This is a genomic window from Tessaracoccus yangjingae (assembly GCF_055326235.1).
On sequence record NZ_JBUZNN010000001.1, the window covers coordinates 37462 to 62897 of the forward strand.

The 25436-nt window shown below is 71.2% G+C and carries 24 protein-coding genes and 1 tRNA gene; 8 read left to right on the forward strand and 17 right to left on the reverse strand.

Features of this window, described 5'->3' with window-relative positions; all coding sequences use genetic code 11:
• Positions 1-85: 85 nt before the first annotated feature.
• Positions 86-1213 (forward strand): 6-phosphofructokinase, encoded by a 1128-nt coding sequence (locus ACZK5D_RS00170; protein ID WP_463663863.1) that lies wholly within the window; start codon positions 86-88, stop codon positions 1211-1213.
• Between the two features lie 72 nt (positions 1214-1285).
• Here the strand turns inward: ACZK5D_RS00170 and ACZK5D_RS00175 are convergent, their stop codons facing one another.
• Positions 1286-4027, reverse strand: a complete 2742-nt coding sequence (locus ACZK5D_RS00175) for an FAD-binding and (Fe-S)-binding domain-containing protein (RefSeq protein WP_458994877.1) — start codon at positions 4025-4027, stop codon at positions 1286-1288.
• Between the two features lie 83 nt (positions 4028-4110).
• Here ACZK5D_RS00175 and ACZK5D_RS00180 point away from each other — a divergent pair.
• Positions 4111-4184, forward strand: a tRNA-Gly gene (locus ACZK5D_RS00180).
• A 63-nt stretch (positions 4185-4247) separates the two neighbouring features.
• On the opposite strand, the gene ACZK5D_RS00185 is transcribed toward ACZK5D_RS00180, so the two are convergent.
• A complete protein-coding gene (locus tag ACZK5D_RS00185) occupies positions 4248-5189 on the reverse strand; it encodes a DUF368 domain-containing protein (protein WP_458994876.1) in 942 nt (313 codons plus the stop codon).
• 559 nt (positions 5190-5748) lie between these two features.
• On the opposite strand from ACZK5D_RS00185, the gene ACZK5D_RS00190 reads away from it, so the two are divergent.
• On the forward strand, positions 5749-6810 hold the full coding sequence (locus ACZK5D_RS00190; protein WP_463663864.1) for a GNAT family N-acetyltransferase: 1062 nt from the start codon (positions 5749-5751) through the stop codon (positions 6808-6810).
• Positions 6811-6823: 13 nt separating this feature from the next.
• Here ACZK5D_RS00190 and ACZK5D_RS00195 read toward each other — a convergent pair whose 3' ends face one another.
• The 8 genes from ACZK5D_RS00195 to ACZK5D_RS00230 all read right to left on the reverse strand — a co-directional run bounded on the left by ACZK5D_RS00195 (position 6824) and on the right by ACZK5D_RS00230 (position 13240).
• Complete coding sequence (locus ACZK5D_RS00195; RefSeq protein WP_458994874.1) at positions 6824-7384, reverse strand: dihydrofolate reductase family protein; 561 nt, start codon at positions 7382-7384, stop codon at positions 6824-6826.
• Between the two features lie 9 nt (positions 7385-7393).
• Complete coding sequence (locus tag ACZK5D_RS00200) at positions 7394-8053, reverse strand: HAD family hydrolase (protein WP_458994873.1); 660 nt, start codon at positions 8051-8053, stop codon at positions 7394-7396.
• A gap of 50 nt (positions 8054-8103) precedes the next feature.
• On the reverse strand, positions 8104-9171 hold the full coding sequence (locus ACZK5D_RS00205; RefSeq protein ID WP_463663865.1) for a polysaccharide deacetylase family protein: 1068 nt from the start codon (positions 9169-9171) through the stop codon (positions 8104-8106).
• A 186-nt stretch (positions 9172-9357) separates the two neighbouring features.
• Positions 9358-10206: a MetQ/NlpA family ABC transporter substrate-binding protein gene (locus tag ACZK5D_RS00210; RefSeq protein WP_458994871.1), complete on the reverse strand. Its 849-nt coding sequence runs from the start codon at positions 10204-10206 to the stop codon at positions 9358-9360.
• 87 nt (positions 10207-10293) lie between these two features.
• Positions 10294-10974 (reverse strand): methionine ABC transporter permease, encoded by a 681-nt coding sequence (locus ACZK5D_RS00215; RefSeq protein WP_458994870.1) that lies wholly within the window; start codon positions 10972-10974, stop codon positions 10294-10296.
• A complete protein-coding gene (locus tag ACZK5D_RS00220; protein WP_463663866.1) occupies positions 10971-12014 on the reverse strand; it encodes a methionine ABC transporter ATP-binding protein in 1044 nt (347 codons plus the stop codon). The genes ACZK5D_RS00215 and ACZK5D_RS00220 overlap by 4 nt, the downstream gene beginning before the upstream one ends.
• Before the next feature lie 75 nt (positions 12015-12089).
• The gene (locus ACZK5D_RS00225) at positions 12090-12644 is read right to left on the reverse strand and encodes a type II toxin-antitoxin system PemK/MazF family toxin (RefSeq protein ID WP_463663867.1); all 555 of its coding nucleotides are present in this window, start codon (positions 12642-12644) and stop codon (positions 12090-12092) included.
• Positions 12645-12664: 20 nt separating this feature from the next.
• A complete protein-coding gene (locus ACZK5D_RS00230; RefSeq protein WP_463663868.1) occupies positions 12665-13240 on the reverse strand; it encodes a hypothetical protein in 576 nt (191 codons plus the stop codon).
• A 68-nt stretch (positions 13241-13308) separates the two neighbouring features.
• Here ACZK5D_RS00230 and ACZK5D_RS00235 point away from each other — a divergent pair, with 68 nt between their 5' ends.
• Positions 13309-13911 (forward strand): class I SAM-dependent methyltransferase, encoded by a 603-nt coding sequence (locus ACZK5D_RS00235; RefSeq protein ID WP_458994866.1) that lies wholly within the window; start codon positions 13309-13311, stop codon positions 13909-13911.
• Positions 13912-13967: 56 nt separating this feature from the next.
• On the opposite strand, the gene ACZK5D_RS00240 is transcribed toward ACZK5D_RS00235, so the two are convergent.
• The 4 genes from ACZK5D_RS00240 to scpC form a co-directional block, all read right to left on the reverse strand.
• The gene (locus ACZK5D_RS00240) at positions 13968-14957 is read right to left on the reverse strand and encodes an ATP-dependent DNA ligase (protein ID WP_463663869.1); all 990 of its coding nucleotides are present in this window, start codon (positions 14955-14957) and stop codon (positions 13968-13970) included.
• A gap of 166 nt (positions 14958-15123) precedes the next feature.
• Positions 15124-16308 (reverse strand): M20 metallopeptidase family protein, encoded by a 1185-nt coding sequence (locus ACZK5D_RS00245; RefSeq protein WP_463663870.1) that lies wholly within the window; start codon positions 16306-16308, stop codon positions 15124-15126.
• A gap of 13 nt (positions 16309-16321) precedes the next feature.
• The gene (locus tag ACZK5D_RS00250; protein WP_463663871.1) at positions 16322-16915 is read right to left on the reverse strand and encodes a MarC family protein; all 594 of its coding nucleotides are present in this window, start codon (positions 16913-16915) and stop codon (positions 16322-16324) included.
• Between the two features lie 76 nt (positions 16916-16991).
• Positions 16992-18506, reverse strand: coding sequence for a succinyl-CoA:acetate CoA-transferase ScpC (scpC, locus tag ACZK5D_RS00255; protein ID WP_463663872.1), 1515 nt, complete (start codon positions 18504-18506; stop codon positions 16992-16994).
• A 245-nt stretch (positions 18507-18751) separates the two neighbouring features.
• On the opposite strand from scpC, the gene ACZK5D_RS00260 reads away from it, so the two are divergent.
• On the forward strand, positions 18752-19348 hold the full coding sequence (locus tag ACZK5D_RS00260) for a histidine phosphatase family protein (protein ID WP_458994861.1): 597 nt from the start codon (positions 18752-18754) through the stop codon (positions 19346-19348).
• On the opposite strand, the gene serB is transcribed toward ACZK5D_RS00260, so the two are convergent.
• From serB to ACZK5D_RS00275, 3 genes are all read right to left on the reverse strand, one after another.
• Positions 19349-20224, reverse strand: a complete 876-nt coding sequence (serB, locus tag ACZK5D_RS00265) for a phosphoserine phosphatase SerB (protein ID WP_458994860.1) — start codon at positions 20222-20224, stop codon at positions 19349-19351.
• Between the two features lie 65 nt (positions 20225-20289).
• Positions 20290-21708, reverse strand: coding sequence for a S1C family serine protease (locus tag ACZK5D_RS00270; protein WP_458994859.1), 1419 nt, complete (start codon positions 21706-21708; stop codon positions 20290-20292).
• A 176-nt stretch (positions 21709-21884) separates the two neighbouring features.
• Positions 21885-22877 (reverse strand): class I SAM-dependent methyltransferase, encoded by a 993-nt coding sequence (locus ACZK5D_RS00275; protein ID WP_463663873.1) that lies wholly within the window; start codon positions 22875-22877, stop codon positions 21885-21887.
• 343 nt (positions 22878-23220) lie between these two features.
• On the opposite strand from ACZK5D_RS00275, the gene cobA reads away from it, so the two are divergent.
• From cobA to ACZK5D_RS00290, 3 genes are read left to right on the forward strand one after another with little or no spacing between them, the layout of a single operon-like run.
• Complete coding sequence (gene cobA / locus ACZK5D_RS00280; RefSeq protein WP_458994857.1) at positions 23221-23967, forward strand: uroporphyrinogen-III C-methyltransferase; 747 nt, start codon at positions 23221-23223, stop codon at positions 23965-23967.
• A gap of 1 nt (position 23968) precedes the next feature.
• A complete protein-coding gene (gene cobU / locus ACZK5D_RS00285) occupies positions 23969-24598 on the forward strand; it encodes a bifunctional adenosylcobinamide kinase/adenosylcobinamide-phosphate guanylyltransferase (protein ID WP_463663874.1) in 630 nt (209 codons plus the stop codon).
• Entirely contained in the window at positions 24595-25380 is a 786-nt protein-coding gene (locus ACZK5D_RS00290; protein ID WP_458994855.1) for an adenosylcobinamide-GDP ribazoletransferase, read from the forward strand. Before cobU ends, ACZK5D_RS00290 begins: the two co-directional genes overlap by 4 nt.
• Positions 25381-25436 lie beyond the last annotated feature (56 nt).

Genomic DNA, 25436 nt, shown 5'->3' on the forward strand with positions numbered 1-25436 from the left:
GGACGGGGCCACGTCGGCGCGTGGAATCGCCCCGCGGTGCACTGCCCGCTCGGTAGGGTTTGCGCCAGAGACGAGGAGGCCTGTCATGGGTGCGACGAAGCGAGTGGGAATCCTGACCGCCGGCGGAGATTCGCCCGGCCTGAACGCCGCCATCCGGGGGTTCGGCAAGTCGGCGATCGGCGAGCACGGCATGGAGCTGATCGGGTTCCGCGACGGCATCCGTGGCCTAGCCGAGGACAGGTGGCAGGTGCTCGACGCCACCGCGCTGTCCGGCATCCTCACCATCGGCGGGACCGTGCTCGGCACGTCGCGGGACAAGCCGCACAAGATGGTGGTCGACGGCGAGGTCCGCGACATGGTGCCCACCATCATCGAGAACTTCGAGAAGAACAAGCTCGACGCCCTGGTGTGCATCGGCGGCGGCGGCACGGCCAAGAACGCCAACCGGCTGATGCAGGCGGGCCTCAACGTCATCCACCTGCCGAAGACCATCGACAACGACATCGCCCACACCGACACCAGCTTCGGCTTCTCCACGGCGCTGGGCATCGCGACGGAGGCGATCGACCGCCTGCACTCGACGGCTCACTCGCACCACCGCGTGATCATCGCCGAGATCATGGGCCACAAGGCCGGATGGCTGGCGCTCGGCTCCGGCATCGCCGGCGGCGCCGACATCATCCTCATCCCCGAGATCCCCTACGACATCGAGTCGATCGCCTCGTCGATCAAGAAGCGCGCCTCGTCGGGCCGCAACTTCTCCGTGATCGCCATCGCCGAGGGCGCCCGCGACATTCAGGACACCGCCGACATGCAGGCCGCCGAGGCGCTGGTGAAGGCGGCGTCGGGCGCTGATGCGAAGGCGGCGGCGGCCAAGCACAAGGCCGCCGTCGAGTTCAGCCACCGCGACAACGCCTTCAAGGTGGCCACGGCGCTGGAGGAGGCCACCGGGCTGGAGTCGCGGGTGACCATCCTCGGCTACGTGCAGCGCGGCGGGATCCCCGACGCGAACGACCGGCTCCTCGGCACGCTGCTGGGATCGGCGGGCGCGGATCTGGTCGCCGCCGGCGAGTACGGCGTCACCGTCGCGTCGCAGGCCGGCGAGGCGGTGCCCGTGCCGCTCGGCGAGGTGGCCGGGAACCTGAAGATCGTGCCGAAGGATCACGCCTGGATCAGGGCCGCCCGTGGGGTGGGCACGGGTCTCGGCGACTGACCGGCACCTTCTGGGTGGTTGGCCGGCGCGCGGGTGCGTGCACGGGCACTCCACAGGGGGCGGGAAGTGGGCTCAGCGGGTGGCCTGCGCCAGCAGCTCGAGGATGTGCACGTAGGTCCGGCCCGTCGCCCGCGACATCGCGATCTCGCACGTCCGGTTGAGCGACGCGTAGGCGAAGAACCCGCTGCTCACCTCCGCGGCCTCGTCCTGCGTGGCGCTGGCGGTGAGTTCCGGATGCAGCAGGCCGCGGTCGCCGGCGAAGCCGCAGCAGGCCCACGACGCAGGCACGGTCACGTCCTCGCTGATGAAGCCTGCGATGGTGAGCAGGTCGTCGTTGATGTCCATCCGCGTCGACGCGCACGTGGGGTGCAGGACCAGCGACGGCAGTGACCGGGTCACCTCGAGGTGGGGGAGCAGGCGTGCGACGGTGAACGCGACCACGTCGATCACCCGCAGGTCCAGCCCATCGGCCATGCGCGCGAGGGAGTCGGTGCAGCTGGCTGCGTCGACCACCACGGTGGCCTCCCCGTGCTCCGCGAGGGCGGTGCGCACCTGCGCCCGCATCGTCGCGTAGCCGTCGGTGAACCCCTTCGCCCGCCACGGCGATCCGCAGCACAGGTCTGAGGCGTCCAGCAGTGACACCGGCACGCCCGCCCGGCGGCACAGCTCGTTGAACGCCGAGAACACCCCCTGCTCCGAGGGCGCGAACATCGTCTGGAGGCAGGACGGGAAGTACATCGCCACGCCGCGCCGGTCGCGGTCCCGACGGCGCGGCCGTCGCCTCAGGCCTGAGCCCTTCGGAAGGTCGCTCTCGTAGTCGGGGACGGCGTCGTCGCCCAGCGCGCGCCGGCCGAGCCGGGTGGCCGCTGAGGCCAGGGGGGCGGTGGACTTGGCCATGGTCAGGGCGGCTGACCCCATCCGCGTCGCCAGCCCCCATGTCCGGGCAGCCTGATTCCACGCCGACTTCTCCACCGGGCCCGCGCGGTCCTCGCGCTGCCTGCGGACCAGATCCCCGGTGTTGATGCCGAGCGGGCAGACCACGGCGCACATCCCGTCGACGGCGCACGTCTCGATGGCCGCGTAGTCGTACTCCTCGGCCACCTGGCTGAGCAGTTCCGCGTCGTCCTTCCGGGCCGCCATCTCCCGGCGGAGCACGATCCGCTGCCTCGGAGTGAGCGTCAGGTCGCGCGACGGACACACCGGCTCGCAGAATCCGCACTCGATGCACGCGTCCACCTCGGGCTCGATGGTGGGCATCAGCTTGAGGTCCTTGAGGTGCGCGTCGGGGTCGTCGGAGATGAGCACCCCGGGGTTGAGGACGCCAGCGGGGTCGAAGAGGTGCTTGATCTCGCGCATCACCTCGTAGAGCTCGTCGCCGTACTGGTCGCGCAGGAAGGGGGCCATGGCCCGGCCCGTGCCGTGCTCCGCCTTCAGGACGCCATGGTGGCGAAGCGTGAGGCGCACCATCTGGCGGGTGAACTTGCGGTGCCGCAGCAGGCCGGCCGGGTCGTCGAACCGCTCGCTGATGAGGACGTGGATGTTGCCGTCGCGGGCGTGGGCGAAGAGGGGGGCGTCGTCGTAGCCGGAGCGGGTGAGGAGGTCGGCGAGGTCGCGGCAGGTGGCGGCGAACTCCGACGGCGGCACGCAGATGTCCTCGAGCAGCGTCGTCGAGCCGGACGGCCTGGCGCCCGCGACGAGCGCGTACAGCCCGCGCCGCAGCTCGACCAGCGCGTTGCGGTGGCGCACCTCGGTGGTCAGCGCCACCCGCCCGATCACGTCCAGGTCCTCCAGCGCCGCGGCCGCCGACGCGAGCCGGGCCGCGAGCACGCCCTCGTCCACCTCGTGCAGCTCGACCAGCAGCGCGGCCTCCGTGGTCAGTTCCCGTTCGAGCAGCAGCGCCGGCGCCCCGGGCTGCGTCCGGGCCACGCGAAGGGAGGCGGCGTCCATCAGCTCGATGGCCTCGAACCCGTGGCTGACGAGCCCGGTCGCGGCCTCGGCGGCGTCGTCGAGGGTGGGGAAGAGCGCCAGCGCGGCGGCGCTGTGGGGGGCCAGGGGCACGGTGCGGAAGGTGGCCTCGGCCACGAAGCCGAGGGTGCCCTCGCTGCCGATGAGCAGGTGGCGGATCAGGTCCACAGGGCGGTGGAACTCGAGCAGCGCGTTCAGGCCGTAGCCCATGGTGTTCTTCATGGCGAACAGCCGGTTGATGTCGGCGATCGACGACGGAGTGGTCCGCAGCCGTTTGCGCAACATGTGCAGCCCGCCCACGAGCGGCGTCTCCTCAAGCCTGAGCGTGATGTCCGCAGTCGGGTCAGCCGTGTCGACGATGCGGCCGCTCGGCAGCACGAAAACCATCGATTCGAGCGTGTGGTAGCTGTTCTGCGTCACCCCGGAGAGCATGCCGCTGGAGTTGTTGGCGATGATCCCGCCGATGGTGCAGGCCACGTCGCTGGTGGGGTCCGGGCCCAGCCGCCGGCCGTGGCGGGCAAGGCGGGCGTTGACCGCCCGGAGGGTCGCGCCCGCCCCCGCGCGGACCCTGAGCCCGTCGTCGAGCACCTCGATGTCGCGGAAGTTGCGGCGCACGTCGACCAGGAGCCCGGCGGTGACGGCCTGGCCGCAGAGGCTGGTGCCGCCAGCGCGGAAGGTGATCGCCTGGCGCGCCTTCGCGGCGTGCACCATCAGCGCGGCGACGTCCTCGACGCTCTCTGGAGTGACCACGCCCGAGGGCATGAGGAGGAAGGGGGAGGCGTCGTGGGCCATGGCCAGACGGGTGATGGCGCGCTCGTCCGGCTCATTCGCCGTCTGCGCCGTACCCACGCCGTCAGCCTACCCATCGGTGCTCCCGAGCCCGGGAGGCTGGTTGGAGGTGGCCCCGAAAACCCTGCTAACCTATGAGCCACGCGGGCGTAGCTCAATGGTAGAGCGCTAGCTTCCCAAGCTTGATACGCGGGTTCGATTCCCGTCGCCCGCTCCAACGCCACAACCGCAGGCCAGGACTCAAGTCCCGGGCCTGCGGTTGTTCGTTTTCTGTGCGGGATCAGGCGTCGACGGCCTTCGCCGCCTCCTCGATCTCATGGCGCTTGTCGCTCACCGTGTCCTCGAACTTGCTGAACAGGTACGACGCGACGGTGCCCACCACCAGCATCGCCACGGCGAACAGCACCGCCGCGGTGAGGCTGAGCCCGCTGGCGTCCAGACCCTCGGGGGAGAAGGCCGGGAACACGACGGTGGGGAAGATGGCCAGCGACGAGCCCACCACCATGCCCAGGATGAAGTGGTACATGCCGCCGTAATAGCGGTCGAACAGCCAGGCGGCGCCCTTGGCCAGCAGCAGGACGCACGCCACCACGCCGAGGAATAGCGGGATGGTCACGGCCAGGTCGAAATCCTTGATGCCGGTGGCCATCTTGTCGTAGAGCCCGAAGTAGATGAGGAAGTTCGACGGCGACATCCCCGGCACGATCACGCCGAGCCCGATCAACGCACCCGATAAGAACCACACCGGGATGCTCGGCGCAACCTGCACGAGCACCTGCCCGCCGGCCAGCATCAGCAGGAAGATGGCGATCGCCGCCGCGGCCATGATCATGAGATGCGTGGCGGAGCGCCCGTGCCGGCCCGCCTGGCGGTACAGCGACGGGAAGGTGCCGATCACGAAGCCGATGAACAGACAGGTGAACTGCGCGGCGTAGGAGGCGAACGCGGCCTCGACCACCACCGAGAAGCCCAACACCCCGAGCGCCATGCCGATGCCGATGGGGATGAAGAACAGGACGTTGCGCATGAAGTTGTGCCGGATGTTGGCGAGGAACCGGATCATCGGGTCGTAGAGCCCGAAGATCACGGCCAGGACTCCACCCGAGAGCCCTGGGAGGATGGCACCAACGCCGACCGCGGTTCCCTTCAACAGCCGCCCGATCCAGGAGCGTGGGGAGTCCGGTCGGTCGACGACCGACGCGCGGTGGGTGGGTGCCGTCATAGGTGCCTCTTTCTTCTGTGCTGCGGATCCACCCTACGTTCCGCGTCGCCGAGCACCAATCCGGCGCCCCACCGCCCGCCGTCGGCGCCGTCGGCGTTCCGGCCCCGGGGGGTGTGCACGACTCGCCGTTGGGACCGGTGGTCGGGTACGTGTGTGGCGTCGGGGTGGGGTTGAGGCGGTGGTTCGTGCACGCCGCCCCGTCGGCCTGCCCCGGGCGTGCGCACGACTCGCCGTCGGAACGGGTGGTCGGGTACGTATGTGGCGTTGGGGTGGGGTTGAGGCGGTGGTTCGTGCACGCCGCCCCGTCGGCGGTCCGGCCCCGGGGGGTGTGCACGACTCGCCGTCGGAACGGGTGGGCGGGTACGTATGGGGCGTCGGGGTGGGGTTGAGGCGGTGGTTCGTGCACGCCGCCCCGTCGGCGGTCCGGCCCCGGGGGGTGTGCACGACTCGCCGTCGGATCGGGTGGTCGGGTACGTATGTGGCGTCGGGGTGGGGTTGAGGCGGTGGTTCGTGCACGCCGCCCGACCCCCAGCGCCGTCGATGCGATTAGGCTCAACCCGTGCTCACGATCGTGCCGATGCCCTTGCCGGACGCCCCCACGGACGCGCGCTGGCGCGACTACTGCACTCTGGTGCGCGCGAACGAACGGGAGCTGATCGGCGGCCCGCAGTGGGACATCGACGACGAGGCGCAGCTCGTCTCCGAGCGCGAGGACGCCGAGTCCTCCCACCGGCGATGGCTGGCATACCTGGACGACGAGGCGGTGGGCTTCCTGTCCGCCGGTGTGTCGCTCGTCGATTCGCCGGAGAGCGCCACCGTGGCGGTGTACGTCCTGCCCGAGCACCGCTCCCGGGGAGTGGCCACCGGCCTGATCCAGGCGTTCAGCGCGGACCCGCCGCCCGGCCTGACCAGGGTGAAGGCATGGGTGGAGACCCCCATCACCGACGGCGCCACGCTCGCCCCTCCGTCGGGCCACGGCGCCGTCGATCCCGACCATCCGGGCGTGCGGCTGGCGCTCAAGCACGGACTGAGGCTCGGCCTGGTGGAACGCGTCAGCCGCTACGACTTTTCGGCGCCGCTGGTGGACCCGGCAGAGGCGCTCGCGACGGCGGAGGCCCACGCGGGCCCGGACTACGAGCTCATCACGTGGGAGGGCGAGTCCCCGGAGGACCTGCTGGCTGGTCAGGCCGTGCTGAAGGAGCGGATGGCGGTCGATCAGCCCTTGGGCGATCTGACGGTGGTGGAGGCCACGTGGGACGCAGCGCGGCTGAGGGAGCGCGAGCGCGTCACCCTGGTGTCCAACCGCATGTTCCACGCCGTCGTCCGGCACATTCCCACAGGGACGGTCGCGGCGGTGAGCGAGATGGCCCTGGACCGGAGCAACCCGGAGGCGTTCGTGGACCAGTACGACACCATCGTGCTGCCGGAGCACCGCGGCCGGCGGCTCGGCATGCTCGTGAAGGCAGCCAACCTGGTGCAGGTCCGGGAGGCGGTGCCGGACGCGACGTCAATCGTCACCTGGAACGCGGCCGAGAACCGCTACATGCTCGACGTCAACGAGGCGCTGGGCTTCTACCCCATCCTGATCAGCGGAGGCTTCGAGCGCGTCCTCGCACCCTGAGCCGGGGGCGCCGTCAGTCTGGACGCACCACCGCGTAGACCAGGCGCGCGAACTGCCCGAAAGCCGTGGCCGAGACGAGCCGCAGCCCCGTCGATTCCAGGCGCCGCGGGAACAGGGGCGCCCCTCCGGCCAGCGCGACGGGGGCCACGGACAGCGCGATCTCGTCGAGGGCGCCCGCGTCGAGGAACTGGCCCGCGAGGTCCCCGCCGCCGACCACCCAGATGTCGCCCTCGCCGGCCGCCGCGCGGATGGCGGGCAGCGCGTCGGCGACCGCGCCGGACACGAAACGGATGTCCGCCCCCTCAGGGGAGGGCAGGTCCCGCGTGGTGAACACGAACGTGGGCCGGTCTCCGTGGAACTCCGCCCACCTCTCGGGGTGCGCGAGGATGTCGGACTCGGCGAGCACCCATTCGTAGGTGGTGGATCCCTCCACCAGCACGGTGGCGCCGCTGGGGAACAGCCCCTCGTCCGGGTGCTCCCCACCGTCGACGGCGAAGAGCCAGCCCAGCGAGTTGTTCTCGTCGGCGATGAACCCGTTGATGCTGGTGGCGGTGTCGAACACGATGCGTCCCATGCCGCGACACTAACCCAGGATGAGGGCCCCCACCTCGGCCGCCGTGTCCACGACGACCTCCGCTCCCGCGTCGGCCAGCTCCTCGCGGGTGGCCGCGCCGGTGGTGATCCCCATGGCGCGCATGCCGGCGGCCAGCGCCATCTCCATGTCCGACATCGCGTCGCCGACGTACCAGGTCTCCGCGGCGACGGCGCCGAGCCGCTCCAGCCCGAGGAGCGCCGAATCGGGGGCGGGCTTGCCGCGGACCACGTCGTCGGTGCTCACCACAGCGTCGACCAGATGCCGCAGCTCGGTGATGGTCAGGAGGTGCTCGGCCTGCGGGCCGCCCTTGGCCGTGACCACCCCGACGGCGAACCCGGCCTCGCGCAGCCCGCGCAGCATCGCCCTCACGCCGGGCAGCACGAGATCCGTTCCGGCGGCGTTGACGGCCTCGTGCAGGGCCGCGCGGTACTCGACGATGACCGCCTCCATGCGGGCGCCGTCGGACGCGAACTCGTGCAGCTCGTGCATCGCGTCGACGATCGGCCGGCCGATCAGCGGGTACACGTCGCGCGGGGTGCAGGCGATGCCGTGGGCGTTGAGGGTGTCGCTGATGTGCTGGGCGATGAGCGGCACCGTGTCGGCCAGGGTGCCGTCGAGGTCGAAGAGGACTGCGCGCGAACTGTTCACCCGGCCAGCCTAACGGCCGGGTGAACGGTGGGTTCGCCGCGGAAGGACGGTCAGCAGATGATCGAGGCCGGCTTCTGCAGGGTTGTGACGCCCTGGTTCCGGCACACCTCGATGCCCTTGGCCGCGAGGCCGGACTTCATCTGGCTGATCGCCGAGGCGGTGAACCCGTTCCACTGCATGTGCATGAGGACGGAGTTGCCGGCCTTCGCGTTGGCCACGACGTAGTTCACCACCTGCGCGGTGGTCTTCCCCTCGAAGTCCTTCGTGTCGAGGTTCCACGTCCAGATCCGCATGCCCTTGGCGTCGTAGGCGTTCTTCACGGTGGTGTTCCAGGCGCCGTACGGCGGGCGCCCGTAGGTGGTCACCACGCCCGGCGAGCCCAGCTCCGTCAGCACACCCGAGTAGCTCAACTTGGTGAGGTCCGGGTGGGTGACGGAGTGGTTGAACACCGTGTGGCCGTTGGCGCGGGCGATCGCGAGATCGAACTTCCCGGACTTGAGGCAGTTGCCGGTGGGGAACAGCGCCAGCGCGACCCCGGCCTGGCGTGCGCCGGTCACGGTGGCCTTGAACGCGTCGAGGGACTTCGGGCAGTCGTCGAACGTCAGCAGCACCCGGTTCGTGGTGTTGGGCCCCTTGCTCATGCTGTAGTTGCTGATCGCCGGCGGATCCGTCGGCGGGCGGTACCAGTAGAGGTCCGCCAGATTGGGCCAGATGTCGCCGAACAGGATCAGGCTGTTGAAGACGTACTTCCCGCCGCTCCAGATGTAGTCGCGGCAGCCGTTGCGGCCCACCTCGGGCGTGTCGCAGGCGACGCGCCAGTTGCGGCCGGCGATCACGTGGTCCCCTGGTGTGGCAAGCGGGTTGCCCGCCCACAGATCGCGCGGGGAGGGCAGGTAGGTGAGGTTGTTGAACACCCACGCGCCGCCGCTGAGGATCTGGGTGGTGCAGCGTGCCGTCTGGGAGTACGGCTCACACCACGTGCGCCATTGACGCCCGTTGACGGTGTGCTCGCCCGGCGTGGTGTAGACGTTGACCTCGGCCCGCGCCGTCGGCGTGCCCGCGATGCCGAGCCCCAGGCCGAGTGCGACGGCCAGAAGGGCTATGAAGAACTTGCGCATGGTGAACCCCCAATTGACTCCGATGTCATCTCCCACGGTAACCCCGGGGACCGACGGTGGAGCGACGGCGCGCGGTGTCGGGGCACCGACGGCGTAGTCAGCAGCCTTCCCGCCGCCGTTCGCCCCGCCGCGACACAAAAAGGGGGGGCCGCCGAGCAGCGCTCGACGGCCCCCCGTGGTGCAGGGTCAGGCGTTGCCCGGGATCACGTCACCGGACGGCCAGGTCTCGGTGATGAAGTCGGCCACCTCGGCGGAGTGCAGGAGCTCCTCGAGCTTCTGGATGCCGGGGTTGTCGTCACCGGTGCGCCACACGAGCATGTTGGCGTACGGGTTGCCCTCAACCTCTTCCGACTCGATGGCCTCGTTCGGGTCGAGCCCGGCGGTGAGGATGAAGTTGGCGTTGATGACGGCCGCGTCGACGGCGGGATCGGACAGCTGCTGCACGACCACCTCCGGCTGGGTCTCCTCGAACTGGAGCCCCTTCGGGTTCTCGGCCTCGGTGAGCGTCAGCACCGTGGCGTCCTCCGCCACGTCGGTGAGCAGCCCGGCCTTCTCCAGCAGCTTCAGGCCGCGGTACTGGTTGGACACGTCGTTGGTGATCGCGATCTTCGCGCCGTCGGGGATGGCGTCGACCGAATCGTGCTTGTCCGAGAAGAGCTTCAGCGGCTCGATGTGCACGCCCTCGCCAGCGGTGAACTCGTAGCCCTTGTCCGCGATCTGGCTCTCCAGGTACGGCAGGTGCTGGAAGTAGTTGGCGTCCAGCTCCTCGGAGGCGAGCGCCTCGTTGGGGAGCACGTAGTCGTCGAACTCGCGGATCTCGATCTCGAGGCCGGCGTCCTCAGCGAGGTTGTCGCGGACGAACTCGAGGATCTTGGCGTGCGGCACCGGGCTGGCGCCGACGACGAGGGTCGTCACCTCGCCTGCGGGTGCGGAGGAGTCAGAGGCCGACGTCGACGGGGTGGCGTCGCCGCCGCAGGCGGTGAGCGCCATGGCGGCCGCGAGGGAGGCGGCGATGGCGGTGAGAATCTTTGGCATCAGGAGGTGTCCTTACTGCTCGGGGCCAACAACAAGTTGACCGGTTTCCTTGTGTCCAGCGAGATGCTGGTTCCCCTGGGGGAGGTCTTAACGGTGGTCGACGGCGCGGCTGATCCGGTCGCCGAGGAACTGGACGCCCTGCACGAGGATCACGATGAGGACCACCGTGATGACCATGACGTCCGGGGAGAAGCGCTGGAATCCGTAGTTGTAGGCGAGGCGCCCCAAGCCGCCGCCGCCCACCAGGCCGGCCATCGCCGAGTAGCCGATGATGGTCACCACAGTGGTGGTGATGCCCGCCACCAGCCCCGGCAGCGCCTCCGGGATGAGGACCTTCGTCACCGACTGCATCTTCGACGAGCCCATGGCGTGAGCCGCGTCGAGCTTGCCGGGGTGCACCTCGCGCAGCGCCGTCTCCACGAGGCGCGCGAAGAAGGGGATGGCCGCGATGGCCAGAGACACCGACGCGGCGATGGGCCCCAGCGAGGTGCCGACGATCCAGCGCGTGAACGGGATCAGTGCCAGCATCAGGATGGCGTAGGGGATGGAGCGGGTGATGTTGACCACGATGCTGGACAGCACGAAGTTGAGCGCCCGGTTCTCGCCCAGCGCCCCCTTCTGGGTGACGTACAGCACGACGCCGAGCGGCAGGCCGACGACGACCGTGGCCAGGCTGGAGATGCCCATCATGATGAGCGTCTCCCAGATGGCGGGGAGGAGCGCCTTCTGCAGGGCGGGGTTGTTGAACCAGGTCTCGAGGGGGATCACAGCTCGTCTCCCTGCGGTCCGTTGACGGTGGTGAGCTTCGCGTCGGCGCCCTGCTCGCGGAGGATGTCGATCACGCGCTGCGGATCCGTGCCCGGGGGCACCGAGATCCGCAGGTGGGAGAACGTGGTGCCGGCAAGGTGCTCGACGCTGCCGGCCACGATGTTGAGTTCGGCGTCCACCAGGTGCGAGGTGTGCGCCACCACCGGCATGGCGGCGCGGTCCCCCGAGGAGAGCACGTCGACGTAGGTGCCGCCGACGGCGTCGAGGGGCGCGTGGGGAGGGATGCCGAGCAGGGCCTCGGCCAGCCGGCTGTCGAGGCTGTTGACCACCTCGACCAGCGGGCCGGACTCGACGATCCGGCCACCGTCGAGCAGCGAGACCGAGTCGCAGATCTTCTTCACCACGTGCATTTCGTGTGTGATCACGAGCACGGCCAGGCCGTCGCGGCCCTTGAGGCTGAGGATGAGGTCGAGGATCTCGTCGGTGGTCCTGGGGTCCAGCGCCGAGGTGGGCTCGTCGAACAGCAGCACGTCCGGCTCGGTGGCCAGGGCCCGCGCGATGCCGACGCGCTGCCGCATGCCGCCGGAGAGTTGCGCCGGGTAGGCCGGGCCGGAGTCCGGCAGGCCCACGACGCGGAGCAGCTCGGCCACCTTCGCGTCGCGCTCCGCCTTCTTCATGCCGATCAGCTCGAGGGGGTAGCCGACGTTGTCGGCGATGGTGCGCGAGTCGAAGAGGTTGGCCTGCTGGAAGACGAGCCCGATCCGGCGGCGAGCGGTGCGCAGCGCGTCGGCCCGGGCGGCAGTCAGGTCCACGCCGTTGATCGCGACGGTGCCCGACGTGGGCCGGTCCAGGAGGGTGAGGCAGCGCACCAGCGTGGACTTGCCGGCGCCCGAGTGCCCGATGATGCCGTGGATGGATCCGGCGGGCACGGTGAGGGTGACCCCGTCCAGGGCGCGCACCTCGCGCTTCCCCTGGAGATAGACCTTGGTCAGGTCCGTCACGGTGATCATGAGCGCCTCTCGTTCCTGCTGGTCCACCATTCAATCAGGGCGGGCAGCTGAGACTCGAATCGGGTGGGCGATGTTCACCGCGGGCGGAAGGGTTGACGCAGGCCACTAGTAGTGGCGGAGCACCTCGCGGGCCACTGCGTCGAAGATCCGCTCGTCCAGGACGGCGCCCACGCGTCGGACCGTGTCCGGGTGGATCCTGATCAGGCGGTTGACGCGGACCTCGCTCGGGCGGCGCTGGTTGTCCCACTCGCCTGTCCCGATGTCGGTCCAGTAGCGCCCGACGGAGGCCTCCTGCGCGGCATCGCGATCGTGATCCTGCGAGGTGACCTGGAGGCCGAGCAGCCAGGGGCCGTCGTGACCGACCAGCAGGACGGGCCGGTCCTTGCCCTGGGTGTGGTCGTCCTCGTAGGGCACCCAGGTCCAGACCACCTCGCCCGGATCGGGTCGGCCGTCCGGGTGGGGGGTGTAGACGATGTCCGGGCGGCCGGTGTAGTCGCCGGGGTAGTCAGCGCCCGCCGTGAACGTCGGCGCCGACGGCTGCGGGCCCTGTGGCGTACGGGCGCGTCGTCGCTTCGGGGTCTGCGTCGCCCTGTCCAGCGCGCGGACCGCGACATCGCGGACCACCCGGAGGGCACTGTCGAGGAAGGGGTTGCGGGCCATGTCGGTAGAGCCTACTTCCGTCAGCGGAAGCGGGGCAGCCTGCCGTAGTGGATGGACTCCGGCCTGCGGTAAAGCACCGGACGCTCCGCGCGCACCTGGTCCCACTGCGCGAAGTAGCGGGTGGCCGGCGGAAGGAACAGGAGTACGACGGCGGGCACCGCCAGGCCGACGCCGATGAACGCCCAGTCGTTGAGGACGGTGGCGAATCCCCCCGCGAGCCCCAGGGCCACAAGCCCGCCCCATCGCGCCCAGCGCCAGCCGTTCCAGCCCTGGAAGCCGACGACGCCGCAGGCCCCGGCCGCGACGACGAGCGAGGCCGAAAAAACTCCCTCGAGCGTGAGCGACAGCCACTTCCCGGGCTCCGGGGCGGTCCACTGGATCAGCCGGGCCGACGTGGGGTAGCTCTCGGGATGCGCGGCCAGCCACCAGTGGACGCCGTACGCGACCGCCAGGGCCGCGGCGCCCAGGTAGAGCAGCACTGCGGCCACCAGGACGACGGCGGGCCGGCGGGGCTCTCCCGTCCTGGGGCTCCGCGGCACGACGCCCTGCACCTCCTCGATGGGCGGGAGGGTGGCGATGGGCTGTGGTTCGGTCATCGCCGCCCAGCCTACCGGGGGCTCCGGACTGTTGCCCGGCCACGGCGGGCGGCGGGATACTTCCGTCCATGGCACACGAGCACGACTGGGACCAGGCCTACCGCGACACCGACCGCCTCTGGAGCGGCGAGCCGAACGCGGCCCTCGTCGCCGAGGTGCCGAAGCTCCGCCGGGGGAGGGTGCTCGACGTCGGCTGCGGCGAGGGGGCGGACGCGATCTGGCTGGCCGCGCACGGTTGGGAGGTCACGGCGCTAGACCCGTCGATGGTGGCCATCGAGCGTGGTCAGCGCGCCGTGGAGGCCACCGGGCTCATCGTCGAGTGGGTGCGGGGCAACCTCGGCGAGGCGCCACTCCCGCACGACGACTTCGACCTCGTCTCGGCGTTCTACGTGCCCCTGCCCAAGGGCTCGCCCGCCGTCGAGGCGCTGGTGTCCGCCGTTGCCCCCGGGGGCTCGCTGCTCGTGGTCCACCACGCCGACTTCAAGCCGCAGCATTCGCACGTGGACCCGGCCACCCTCGCCTATCCCGACGACGTGGCCGCGAGTCTCGGCGAGGAGTGGACGGTGGTCGTGCACGAGCGGCGCGCGCGCCACGTGACGCAGGGCGCCGGGGCGCACCACCACGACGACATCGTGCTGGTGGCCCGCCGAGACCCGGCTACCGTGATGTGACGACAGTTCCCATGTCGGCTTGAGCTTCTGAGGCTTCGAGGCCGCTCCGCGGCTCCTCAGCCTGCGGTGATGCGGAGCAGAGGGGCATTGGCGGCGTCGACGGGCGACACGTCCGGGCGAAGCGCCCGCAGCACCGGCTGCCGGAGGGCGCCCTCGGGGGTGACCTCCAGGTAGCGCACCTGCACGCACAGCATGGGCTCCACCCAGCGCGCCCGCCGCGACACCGGATCCGCCGGCACCGGCTCGAAGGGGGGCGTGGAGCGCCCGGTGTCGCGGAGGACGGCCAGCAGGGTGTCGCGCTCGGCCCGTCCCAGCCCGGAGCCCACCCTGCCCATGGGGTAGAGCACCGGCCGCGACTCGAACGTGGCCTCGTCGCTCGGCTGCCCCACCAGCAGGGCGCCCAGCGCGTGCTCGTTGCCGGCCTCCGGGAGCCAGCCCCCGATGACCACCACGAGCTCGGAGCGGTGGGGGGTCTTGATCCAGTCCTCGCTGCGCACCCCGGGTCGGTAGATCGAGGCGCGGCGCTTGCTCATCACGCCCTCCAGCCCCGCCTCCCTCGTGAAGTGGGCCAGCTCGGCCCCGTCGTCGTAGGTCTCCGAGAGGCGCCACGCCGGACGGTCCAGGTCGATCGACTCCAGCGCGGCGCGGCGCTCGGTCAGTGGGCGCCGGGTGAGGTCCGTGCCGCCGAGGGCGAGGAGGTCGAACACGACGAAGGTGACGGGCCGCTCGGCCGCCCACCGGGCGGCGCGGCGGGCGTCGCGGACGGTCATGCGCGGCATGATCGCGTGGAACGACGGCGTGCCCTCGGGCCCCAGCGCCACCACCTCCCCGTCGAACACGGCCCCCTCCGGGAGCCCGACGGCGCCCGCCGCGACCTCCGGATACGCCACCGTGACGTCACCGCCCTTGCGGTTGGTCAGCACGAGGCGCCCGCCGCGGATCCCGCCCAGCGCCCGCACCCCGTCCCACTTGACCTCGTGCAGCCACGCCTCGCCCGTGGGCGGCACGCCCGGCGTGGGCGACGGTGTGGCGAGCATGGGACGCATGCCGACCATCATGCCCGCACCACCGGGCCCATCCCCGGGCGCGCACGAAACGCCGTCGCAACCGTGGGCCGGGGCATGGGCGTACTCGACGTGCGGATGCGACGGCGTGTCGTGCCAGGGGGGCAGGGGGCCTGGGGTGCCGGGGGGCCTGGCGTGGGGGCGGAGGTCAGGAACCGAGCTTGCGGAGGGTCAGCTCGGTGAACAGCGCGGCCCCGTCGGCCACGACGGCGTCGTCGAACCGCGCGTAGGCGGAATGGTTGAACGGGGCGGTGAGCGGATCGAGGTCCGGGGGACAGGCCGACAGGCCGATGAAGCACCCGGGCGCCTCCTGCAGGAGCCGGGAGAAGTCCTCGGCGCCGGCCAGCGGGTTCCTCCACCGCAGGTGACGCTCCCCACCGAACAGGTCCGTCACCGCGGCGGCCACCACGTCGGCCTCCTCGTCGTCGTTGACCGTGACGGGGTACTGCTCCAGCAGCTCGAACTCGCCGCGGACCCCGTGGGCCGACGCGATGCCTGCCACCACCTCGGGGATGATCGAGATCAGCTTCGAGCGCACCTCCGTGTCGAAGGTGCGCAGCGTCGCCTCGAGCCGCCCCTCCTCCGGAATGACGTTGGCGATGGTGCCGGCCTGCAGCAGCCCCACCGTGACCACGACGGGGTTCTGCACATCGAACCGCCTTGTCACCATGGTGTTGAGCGCGGTGGTGATCTCCGCCAGGGCCGGGACCGGGTCCGCGGCCAGCTGCGGGGTTGAGCCGTGCCCGCCGCGGCCCACCACGCGCACCTTGGCCACGTCCGAGCTGGCCATCACCGTGCCGGGCTTGGTGGAGAACACGCCGTGCGGGTCCAGCGCCGCCCACGCGTGGATGGCGTAGACCCAGTCCGGCCGCGACCCCGCCACATCCAGGAGCCCCTCCTCCAGCATGAACCGGGCGCCGTCGACGCCCTCCTCGCCGGGCTGGAACATGAAGATCACGTCCCCGGCCAGCTCGTCGCGCCTCGCGCACAGGGCATGCGCTGCGCCGACGAGCATGGCCATGTGCAGGTCGTGGCCGCACGCGTGCATCGCGCCGTTGGTGGAGGCGTACTCCAGCCCGGTCAGCTCCTCGACGGGGAGGGCATCCATGTCGCCTCGGAGCAGCACCACCGGCCGCTTTCCGGTGGTGGGCAGCCCTCCTCGCAGCACGCCCACCACGCTGGTGAGGCTCCGCCCGAGGGTGATCTCCAGCGGCAGCCCCTCGAGGGCCTCGAAGACCCGGGCCTGCGTCTGCGGCAGCTGCAGCCCCACCTCGGGGATCTGGTGCAGCTCGCGGCGCAGGGCGATGAGGTCAGGGGCGGGGCTGCTCGTCATGGACACATTCTTATCAGGCGACGAAGAACGCCCTGGTGCCGTCGAACATCATCTGGACGGCCATGATCACCAGGATCATGCCCATCAGCCGCTCCACCGCCACGAGCGCACGCGTGCCGACGACCCGCTGCAGGAACCCGGAGAAGTACAGCGTCACGGACGTGACCAGCCAGGCCAGGACCAGACCCCCGAGGAACCACGGCCAGTTGTCGGCGTCCTGGCTGACGAGCACCACGATGACCGCCAGCAGCGACGGCCCGGCGATGTAGGGCACCGCCAGCGGCACGATGAACGGCTCATCGTGGGTCATGGGTTCGGCCAGGTTCCGTTCGGGGGTGGGGAACACCATGCGGATCGAGATGAGCAGCAGGATCACGCCACCGGCGGCCTGCAGCGCCGCCCCGTCGATGTGCAGCACGCTCAACATCGACTGACCGAGGAACAGGAACGCCACCATCACCGCCAGGGCGATCAGGCACTCACGGAGGATCACCCACTGGCGCCGCTCCGGCTTGGTGTTCTTCAGCGAGGTGAGGAACAGGGGCACGTTGCCCAGGGCATCCATCACGAGCAGGAAAGTGATGAACGAGGAGAGCAGGACGGCCATATCCGGGATCCTAGTGGCCGACGACGAGGGCCCCACCGTCGAGACGGTGGGGCCCTCCAGAGGATCTCTGCTCAGGTCACGGGACCATGGTGCCGGTCTCAAGGAACCGCACGTGCCAGCCGAGCGCGGTGGCGAGGTCGTGCGGGGTGTGATGCCCGTTGGCCTTCTTCTCCGCCAGCTTGACGTACTCGCGCAGGGGCTCCTTGAAGTCCGGGTGCGCGCAGTTCTCGATGATCTTCAGCGCGCGCTGGCGGGGGGCCAGCCCGCGCAGGTCGGCAAGACCCTGCTCGGTGATCAGCACCTGCACGTCGTGCTCGGTGTGGTCCACGTGGTTGACCATCGGCACGATGCAGGAGATGGCGCCGCCCTTGGCCGTCGACGGGGTGACGAAGCTGGAGACCCAGCCGTTGCGGGTGAAGTCGCCCGAGCCGCCGATGCCGTTCTGCATGCGCGAGCCCATCACGTGGGTGGAGTTCACGTTGCCGTAGATGTCTGCCTCGATCATGCCGTTGCAGGCGATGACGCCCATGCGACGGATGGCCTCGGGGTGGTTCGACACGTCCTGGGGGCGGAGCACGATCTTGTTGCGGTACTCGGCCGCGTTGTCGTTCATCCGCTCGGCGGCGACCGGGCTGAGGGAGAAGGCGGTGGCCGAGGCCACGGTCAGCTTCCCCGAGTCCAGCAGGTCCACCATGCCGTCCTGGATCACCTCGGTGTAGGAGGTGAGGTTCTCGAACGGGCCGTGGAGGAGGCCGGCCAGCACGGCGTTGGCGATGTTGCCCACGCCCGACTGCAGCGGAAGGAGGTTCTCAGGGAGCCGGCCCGCCTTGACCTCCGCACCGAGGAAGTCGAGGAAGTAGCCGGCGATGGCGCGGGAGTCGTCGTCGAGCGCCTTGAACGGGGTGTTGCGGTCCGCCGAGTTGGTCTCGATGACCGCGATGACCTTGCTCGCGTCCACCTTGAGCACCTTGCCGCCGATGCGGTCACCGGCGTTCTGGATGGGCAGCGGCACCCGGTTGGGCGGCAGCGCGCCGATGGGGTAGTAGATGTCGTGCATGCCGAAGAGTTCCTCGGACTGCCACGAGTTGACCTCGATGATCACGTGGTCCGCGTGATCCAGGTAGGTGCGGTTCATGCCCACCGACGACGACGGGATGATGTCGCCCTCCGCGGTGATGGCGGTGGCCTCGACGACAGCCAGGTTGAGGTGGCCGAGGAAGCCCTGCGACACCTGCGGGCCCATGTGGGAGAGGTGGATGTCCTGGTAGTACGAGACGCCCGAGTTGATCGCGCTGCGCATGTCGGGGTCCGACTGGTAGGGCGCGCGGTATGAGATGCCGCCGGTGCGGGCCAGCGCGCCGTCGAGCTCGGGGGCCGTGGAGGCTCCGGTCCAGACGCCGATCCTGAACGTCTCGTCGTGGCCGTGGCGGGCGTCGATGATGGCCGCGAGGGCCTCCGGGAAAGCCTTGGGATAACCGGACCCGGTGAATCCCGAGAAGCCGATATTCCATCCGTTTTCGACGAGGGCGGCGGCGTCGTGGGCCGACATCACCTTCTGCTTGAACGCCTCGTTTCGGATGCGACCTGACATCTGTCCTCCTTGAAGATTTTCGGTGCGCTCTCACCTTAGCGGCGAACGCACGCCATTTCCGCCGCGCGGATGTTGTCCCGATCGGCGGGCAATCCGTCAGGTGCATCGACCTGACCGGGGTGGGCGGCCGGGTGTGCCGACCGTGGCTTCATCCTTGCACCTGGCCTTCTGCCGGCCGTCGGGGGGTGTCGCAACGTAGATTGGCCGACGACGGCCAGGCGGGGCCGCGACGACAGGAGAGCAGCATGACGAACCCCCGAACCCAGCTGTGGCTGGTGCGGCACGGCGCGACGGAATGGTCCCAGGCCGGTCGGCACACGTCGGTGACGGACCTGGCGCTCCTGCCCGAGGGGCGGCTCGACGCCGAGCGGATGGGCGGGCGCCTCGCGGGGGAGGACTTCGGCATGGTGCTCAGTTCCCCCCGCCGTCGCGCGCTGGAGACGGCCGAGCTCGCGGGCTTCCCCGAGCCGACGGTGGACCCGGACCTGGTGGAGTGGTCCTACGGGCCGGGCGAGGGGCTCACGAGCGTGCAGATCGCCGAGCTGCTGCCGGGGTGGCGGATCTGGACCCACGGCGCCCCTGACATCGCGCGGGAGGGGTTCCCGCGGGGCGAGACCAGGGAGCACGTGGTGGAGCGGCTGAGCCGCGTGATCGACAGGGCGCGGACCGGGGGCTCGGACCGGGTGCTGATCTTCGGCCACGGGCACGCCCTGCGGGTGTTGTCGATGCTGTGGCTGGGCGCGCCGGTGGAGATGGCGGCCAGTTTCCCGCTGCTGACGGGCTCCCTCAGCGTGCTCGGCTGGGAGAAGGACTCGCCGGCCATCGTGCGCTGGAACAGCTGATCAGGCCAGCGGGGCGCTCTTGAAGGCGAACGCGGCGACGGCGTCCAGCCGGGGGAACCCGATGGCCACGTCGGCGTGCGCCGCGGTGACGGGCTTGGCGCAGTAGGCGATGGAGAGGCCGGCCGCGTCGAACATGCCGAGGTCGTTGGCGCCGTCGCCCACCGCGACGGTCAGCGCGGGTTCGATGCCCTCGGCGTGGGCGAAGCGGAGCAGGTCCCGGGCCTTCTGGTCGCGGTCGACGATGGGGCCCGTGACGCGCCCGGTCAGCCGCTCCTCTCCGCCGACCATCTCGGTCTCGAGGGTGTTGGCGTTGAAGAAGTCCAGGCCGAGGCGCTCGGCCAGCGGGGCGACCAGCTGGGTGAAGCCGCCCGAGGTCACGCCCACCTTGGCGCCGCAGCCGTGCGCCGCGGCGATCAGCTCCGCCGCGCCGTTGGACAGGGTCATCGCCTCGCCCACGGCCGCGAAGATGCTGGTGGGGAGGTCCTTGAGGGTGGCCACGCGCTCCTCAAGGGACTGCGCGAAGTCCAGCTCGCCGCGCATCGCCCGCTCCGTGATCTCGGCCACCCGGGGCCCCACCCCGGCGTGGTGGGCCAGCAGGTCGATGGCCTCGGTGGTGGTCAGCGTGGAGTCCACGTCCATCAGCAGCAGCCTGGCGGGGACGCGGGCCAGGGGCCCCGTCACCACCCCCACGGCCACCGGCCCCGCCACGGCGCGGAGGGCGGAGCGCAGCGCCGGCGGATCGTCGTGCTCGGTGAACATGCTGATCCGCTGGCCGTAGAGGGTCTCGTCGCTGATCACGTGCCCGGTGGTGGGCACGAGCGCGACGAGCGACTCCGGGATGGGCCCCATGGCGGCCAGCGTGACGCGAATCTCCATGGCGCAAGGCTAACCGGGGGAGCCGGTCAGGACCCGCTCCCTTCCCGGCGGTGGGACGGCGCCGGTCACCGGGCGGCGGCGATGGGCGTGACCACGAACTCCAGGTCCTGGCCGCCGCGCACGACGCTGACGGTCATGTCGCGGCCCACCCGGCCGGCCCGCACGAGGGCCACCAGCGACTCGGTGGAGGTGACGGCTTTGCCGTCGACAGCGGTCACCAGGTCACCCACCTGGAGCCCGGCCGCCTCCGCGGGGGAGCCCGCCACCACCTCGGCGACGGCGGCGCCCAGCTGGCCGGTGCTGTTGATGTCGGAGGCGCTGATCCCGATCTGGGGATGCTGGGCCACCCCCGTCGCGATGAGCTGCTCGGCCACGTACTGCACCTGGTCCGCGCCGATCGCGAAGCCGATGCCGATGTTGCCGGCGGTGTCGCTGGACGAGGCCAGGGAGGCGATCGAGGACGTGATGCCCACGAGTTCGCCGGAGGCGTTGACCAGGGCGCCGCCCGAGTTGCCGGGGTTGATGGCCGCGTTGGTCTGGATGGCGGCGGTGACCACCACGTCCTGCTGTCCCTGGCCGACTGTGTTGTTGGTCACGGCGCGGGTGGTGACCGGCCGGTTGAGGGCCGAGACGATGCCGGTGGTGACCGTGTCCGCCAGGCCGAGCGGGTTGCCGATGGCCATCACCGGGTCACCGACGGCCAACTGGGACTCGTCGGCGTACGACATCACGGTGAGGTCCGACGGCGGGTCGACGAGCTTGATCACGGCCAGGTCCGTCGACGGGTCGGCGCCGACGATCTCGGCCACGTAGGACATGTCGCCCAGGAGGACGACGATCTGGGCGCCGCTGCCGCTGCCGGAGACCACGTGGTTGTTGGTGACGATGTAGCCGGCGCCGTCGATCACGACGCCCGAGCCCTGGCCGCCGGAGCCGTCCTGACCGGTGACCTGGATGGCCACGACCGCGTCCGAGGCGGCCGCGGCCACCGCGGTCCAGTTGGGATTGTTCGGGTCCGCCTGGACCACCTGGGTCTCGGTGGGGACCGTCGAGGCGGAGGCGGAGGTTGTCGCGGCGTCCATCGTAGAGAGCCGGGCGGCGGTGAAGCCCGCGCCGCCCCCCACCCCTGCGGCCAGCACCGCGACGGCGAGGGCGCCGGCGATCCGGGAGCGGCCCCGTGCCTTGGTCACCGCGGGGGAGGGGCTGCTGACCGGCTGACCGTAGGGGTACGACGGCGGCGGGTAGTTCGGCGGGGGGACGCTGCCAGGGGTGGGCCCGGACTGCGTGGAGAACTGCTGCGCGAGGAACCCCTGCGCCGGTGAGGGCTGAGGCTGCGCGGCCGGGACGGGCCGGGGCTGAGCGGGCTGGGGGTACTGCTGGCCCGGGGCGGACGAGAGGGAGGTGGTGGGCTCGTCAGCGCGCGGCTCGTCGATCGCCTTCCAGGCGTCGCGGCTCCAGGGGTTGGGGTGCTGCTCGTTGCTCATCGTGGCTCCTCAGGTAGGTACGCACCCAGGTAACCCTTCGAGTCTATGAGGTACCTGTGAAAGCGCTGAGGTGTCTCTGATAGCCGGCGGCGCGATAGGGCGGCGCCCAAGCCTGTCGGATCCGCGGCGGCAGACCGTCCGGGATCCGACACTCGGGAAGGGCCGCCCGGCCCGGGTCAGCGGGCGGTCGTGACCGTCACGGTGTAGCGCGGGTCCTGCGCCGCGACCCTCGTGGGGCCCACCCGTTCGTTCAGCTCCTTGCGCCAGGGGAGGTGGGAGTTGAACACGCACCAGACCTGGCCGCCCGGGCGCAGCACCCGGCGGGCGTCGTCGAACATCTCGAGGGTGTCCGCGGACTCCTTGGCCATCCCCTGGTGGAACGGGGGATTGGTGACGATGGCGTCCACGCTGTGGTCCTCGTAGCCGGCCAGGCCGGCGCCCCACGTGACGTCCACGGTCAGGCTGTTGACCTCGGCGGCGATGGCTGTCGCGGCCGCCGCCGACCAGCTGACGTCGCGGGCCACGACGGCCTTGCCCTGCCTCGCCAGCCACATGGACAGCGTGCCGTTGCCGCAGCCGAAGTCCAGGACGTCGTCGGCCTGCAGGCCCTCGACGCGGCCTCCGCCGGCGAGCGCGGAGATCAGGAGGCGGGAACCCGGGTCCACCTTGGTCCCCCCGAAGGTGGCGCCGTGCGCCGCGACGGCGAATCCCAGGTCCGCGTGCTCGCGCACCTTCGGCCACTCCGATTCCCTGCCCTCAGGCCCCCAGGCGCGCAGCACGCGCGACTTCGCCCTGCCCAGGCTGGCGGACACGGCCGTGAAGTGCCGGCCCAGCACCTCGTTCATGGAGTGGTTCATGTGCCTGACCCGTGCCCCGCCGAGGAAGCTCACGTCCGCGGCGCCCTGCACCAGCGCGGCCATCTCGTCGAGCGCGCCCAGCGACTTCGGAAGACGCGCCAGCGCCAGGTCCACGCCCGCCAGGTCCGTCGGATGCTCGACGAGGAGCTCGGCCGGCACCAGGGCGGCGTCGCGCCAGTCGTCGCACCACACCCGGACGTCGGAGGTGAGGGTGAGGGCGTCGTCGACGAGGGCAGGGGCGTCGAGCAGGGCCACCGCCCCGGCTTGCTTGGGGGCCTCGTCCCAGATCAGGTCATCCACGGCGTCACGCATGGGGTGAGTCTACGGACACATCGATTCCGGGGCGCCCTCATGCTCCGAGGCGGATCCCACCTCCGTCCCCCTGCCCTGCTGGGGGGACGGTTTGAGCCGGATCTGGATGTCAACGGGCGCCCGCGTCGGTTTGAACGATCCACAGCCAATCGAGACCCGGATCAGGCTCAACGCCCGTCCGCGAGAGCCGTGTCAGGCTCAACGCGGCCCAACGAGAGGCGTGTCAGGCTCAACGCCTGACGGCGGAGGGCACGGCCGAGGGGCGATTCAGCGGGGAGCGGACCGCGGCGGTCATGTCCCCCTCGCGCACTAGGGTGTGACGCGTACCTAGCGAGGAGTGCGCATGCAGCATGACTTCCCTCCCGGCAGCGTCGTGCTGGTCGGCGGCGGCCCCGGGGACCCGGGCCTCATGACGGTGGCCGGACTCGCCGCGATCCGCGACGCCGACGTCATCGTCCACGACAGGCTCGGCGCCCTCCAGTGCCTGGAGGAGGCGCGGCCGGGCGCGGAGATCATCAACGTCGGCAAGATCCCGCGCGGCGCGTTCACCCCGCAGGAGGAGATCAACGCCATCCTCGTCGACCGGGCCCGGCAGGGGCTCCGCGTCGTGCGTCTCAAGGGCGGCGACAACTACGTGTTCGGGCGCGGCGGCGAGGAGTGGCTGGCCTGCCGCGACGCCGGAATCTCCGTGCGCGTCATCCCCGGGGTCACGTCGGCCGTGTCGGTGCCCGCCCTGGCGGGCATTCCGGTCACGCATCGCGGTCTCACTCAGGGCTTCGTCGTCGTCTCCGGGCACGTCCCGCCGTCGGACCCTCGCAGCGAGGTCAACTGGGCCGCGCTGGCCGCCGCCAACCTGACTCTCGTCGTGCTGATGGGGGTGCAGAACCTGCCGGAGATCGCGGACGAGCTCCGCAGGCACGGGCTCCCGGAGGACACGCCCGCCGCCGTCGTGGCCGACGGCACCACCCACGAGCAGTTCACCCTGCGGGCCCCGCTGTCGAGCATCGCCGACGCCGCGGCCCGCGCCGGGATCAGGCCCCCGGCCATCGTCGTGATCGGCCAGGTGGCCGCGCTGGAGCTCGAGGACTGACGTGGAGTTCTCCGTCCGGATCGACCCGGCCGACGCCGAGGCCGCCTCACTGCTGGCCCGGCTCGCGGAGCGGGCGGAGGTGACCCCCCTGGCGCACGCCCCCGGGACGGCCCTGGTGCTCGGCGGCGCGCGCTCGGGCAAGTCCTCCTGGGCCGAGGCGCAGCTCTCCGGCGCTGTGGACGTGGAGTACGTGGCCACCTCCGAGGTGGTCGACGGCGACGCCGAGTGGGCCCAGCGCGTCGCGCTCCACGTGGCTCGCCGGCCCCCGTCGTGGCGGACCACCGAGACCAAGGACCTGGCCGCCGTACTGGGCCGCGACGACCCCGCCCCCGTCCTCATCGACTGCGCCGCCGTCTGGCTGGACCGCGTGCTCATGGACGCCGGGGCCTGGGAGGACGCCGCCGGATGGCGGGAGCGGCTGGAGACGGAGGTGTCGCGGCTGGTGGAGGCCGTCGCGGGCACCTCGCGTGACGTGATCATCGTGAGCAACGAGGTGGGCTCAGGCATCGTCCCGGCGACGGCGTCCGGCCGCCTCTACCGCGACGAGCTCGGACGGCTGAACACCCGCCTCGCCGGTGCGTGCCGTGAGGTCTGGCTCTGCACGGCGGGCATCGCGCGGCGGCTGAAGTGAGGGGCGTCGTCGCCGCCCTCGGCCTCTTCACGGTGATCCCCGTGCCTCCCGTCGCCGAGATCGACCGCGCGCTGGCCGGCCGGGCCATGGCGGCCTTCCCGTGGGTGGGCCTTCTGGTGGGGTCTCTCGCCGGGGCGGTGCTGTGGGGCGTGGTCGCGCTGGGCGCGGGCGGGTTGCTGGGGGCAGCGCTGGCGCTCGCGGTCGTCGCCCTGCTGACGGGCGCCCTGCACCTCGACGGGCTGGCGGACACGGCCGACGGACTGGGGTCGCGGAAGCCCGCGGCCGACGCGCTGGTCATCATGCGGAAGTCCGACATCGGGCCCATGGGCGTCGCGGCCCTGGTTCTGGCGCTGCTCGTCGACGCCGCGGCCCTCGGCTCGCTCTCCGAAGCGGGTGGCGGTGCGGCGGCGGGGGCGCTGGCGGTGGCCGCCATGGTGGGTCGCGCCGTCGTGACGCTGGCGACCGTACCGACGGCGTCCGCGCGCCAGTCGGGCTTCGGGGCCCTGTTCATCGGGTCGACGTCACGCATGACGGCCGTGCTGACGGGGGCCGCGGTGCTTGCCGTGTCGGCCGGGGTGGGCGCGCTGGTCGACGGGGTCCCCGGAGCCGCCGTCTTCGCCGGCGCAGCGGCCGTCGCCGGCGCGATCGGCTCGCTGTGGGCGGCCCACGTCCGGCGCAGGTTGGCGGGCATGACCGGCGATGTGTTCGGCTCGATCGTCGAGGTGGCGCAGACGGCCTTCCTGGTCCTCGCCGCCCTGTGCGCGGGGGCGCTGCGGGTCTGATTCCGGGCCCTGCCGGCTGCGGACTGTCTCCCACTCCGTCGGAGGCCGGCATCACC

Excerpts from the sequence above, each read along its gene's own strand:
- serB (WP_458994860.1), bottom strand. The coding sequence starts at position 20,224 with ATGGAGATTCGCGTCACGCTGGCCGCCATGGGGCCCATCCCGGAGTCG.
- ACZK5D_RS00240 (WP_463663869.1), bottom strand. The coding sequence starts at position 14,957 with ATGCGTCCCATGCTCGCCACACCGTCGCCCACGCCGGGCGTGCCGCCC.
- ACZK5D_RS00225 (WP_463663867.1), bottom strand. The coding sequence starts at position 12,644 with ATGGCCCGCAACCCCTTCCTCGACAGTGCCCTCCGGGTGGTCCGCGAT.
- ACZK5D_RS00195 (WP_458994874.1), bottom strand. The coding sequence starts at position 7,384 with ATGGGACGCATCGTGTTCGACACCGCCACCAGCATCAACGGGTTCATC.
- ACZK5D_RS00245 (WP_463663870.1), bottom strand. The coding sequence starts at position 16,308 with ATGACGAGCAGCCCCGCCCCTGACCTCATCGCCCTGCGCCGCGAGCTG.
- scpC (WP_463663872.1), bottom strand. The coding sequence starts at position 18,506 with ATGTCAGGTCGCATCCGAAACGAGGCGTTCAAGCAGAAGGTGATGTCG.
- cobA (WP_458994857.1), top strand. The coding sequence starts at position 23,221 with ATGCAGCATGACTTCCCTCCCGGCAGCGTCGTGCTGGTCGGCGGCGGC.
- ACZK5D_RS00270 (WP_458994859.1), bottom strand. The coding sequence starts at position 21,708 with ATGAGCAACGAGCAGCACCCCAACCCCTGGAGCCGCGACGCCTGGAAG.
- ACZK5D_RS00170 (WP_463663863.1), top strand. The coding sequence starts at position 86 with ATGGGTGCGACGAAGCGAGTGGGAATCCTGACCGCCGGCGGAGATTCG.
- ACZK5D_RS00235 (WP_458994866.1), top strand. The coding sequence starts at position 13,309 with ATGGCACACGAGCACGACTGGGACCAGGCCTACCGCGACACCGACCGC.
- ACZK5D_RS00205 (WP_463663865.1), bottom strand. The coding sequence starts at position 9,171 with ATGCGCAAGTTCTTCATAGCCCTTCTGGCCGTCGCACTCGGCCTGGGG.
- ACZK5D_RS00220 (WP_463663866.1), bottom strand. The coding sequence starts at position 12,014 with ATGGTGGACCAGCAGGAACGAGAGGCGCTCATGATCACCGTGACGGAC.
- ACZK5D_RS00250 (WP_463663871.1), bottom strand. The coding sequence starts at position 16,915 with ATGGCCGTCCTGCTCTCCTCGTTCATCACTTTCCTGCTCGTGATGGAT.
- ACZK5D_RS00230 (WP_463663868.1), bottom strand. The coding sequence starts at position 13,240 with ATGACCGAACCACAGCCCATCGCCACCCTCCCGCCCATCGAGGAGGTG.
- ACZK5D_RS00210 (WP_458994871.1), bottom strand. The coding sequence starts at position 10,206 with ATGCCAAAGATTCTCACCGCCATCGCCGCCTCCCTCGCGGCCGCCATG.
- ACZK5D_RS00260 (WP_458994861.1), top strand. The coding sequence starts at position 18,752 with ATGACGAACCCCCGAACCCAGCTGTGGCTGGTGCGGCACGGCGCGACG.
- ACZK5D_RS00275 (WP_463663873.1), bottom strand. The coding sequence starts at position 22,877 with ATGCGTGACGCCGTGGATGACCTGATCTGGGACGAGGCCCCCAAGCAA.
- ACZK5D_RS00185 (WP_458994876.1), bottom strand. The coding sequence starts at position 5,189 with ATGACGGCACCCACCCACCGCGCGTCGGTCGTCGACCGACCGGACTCC.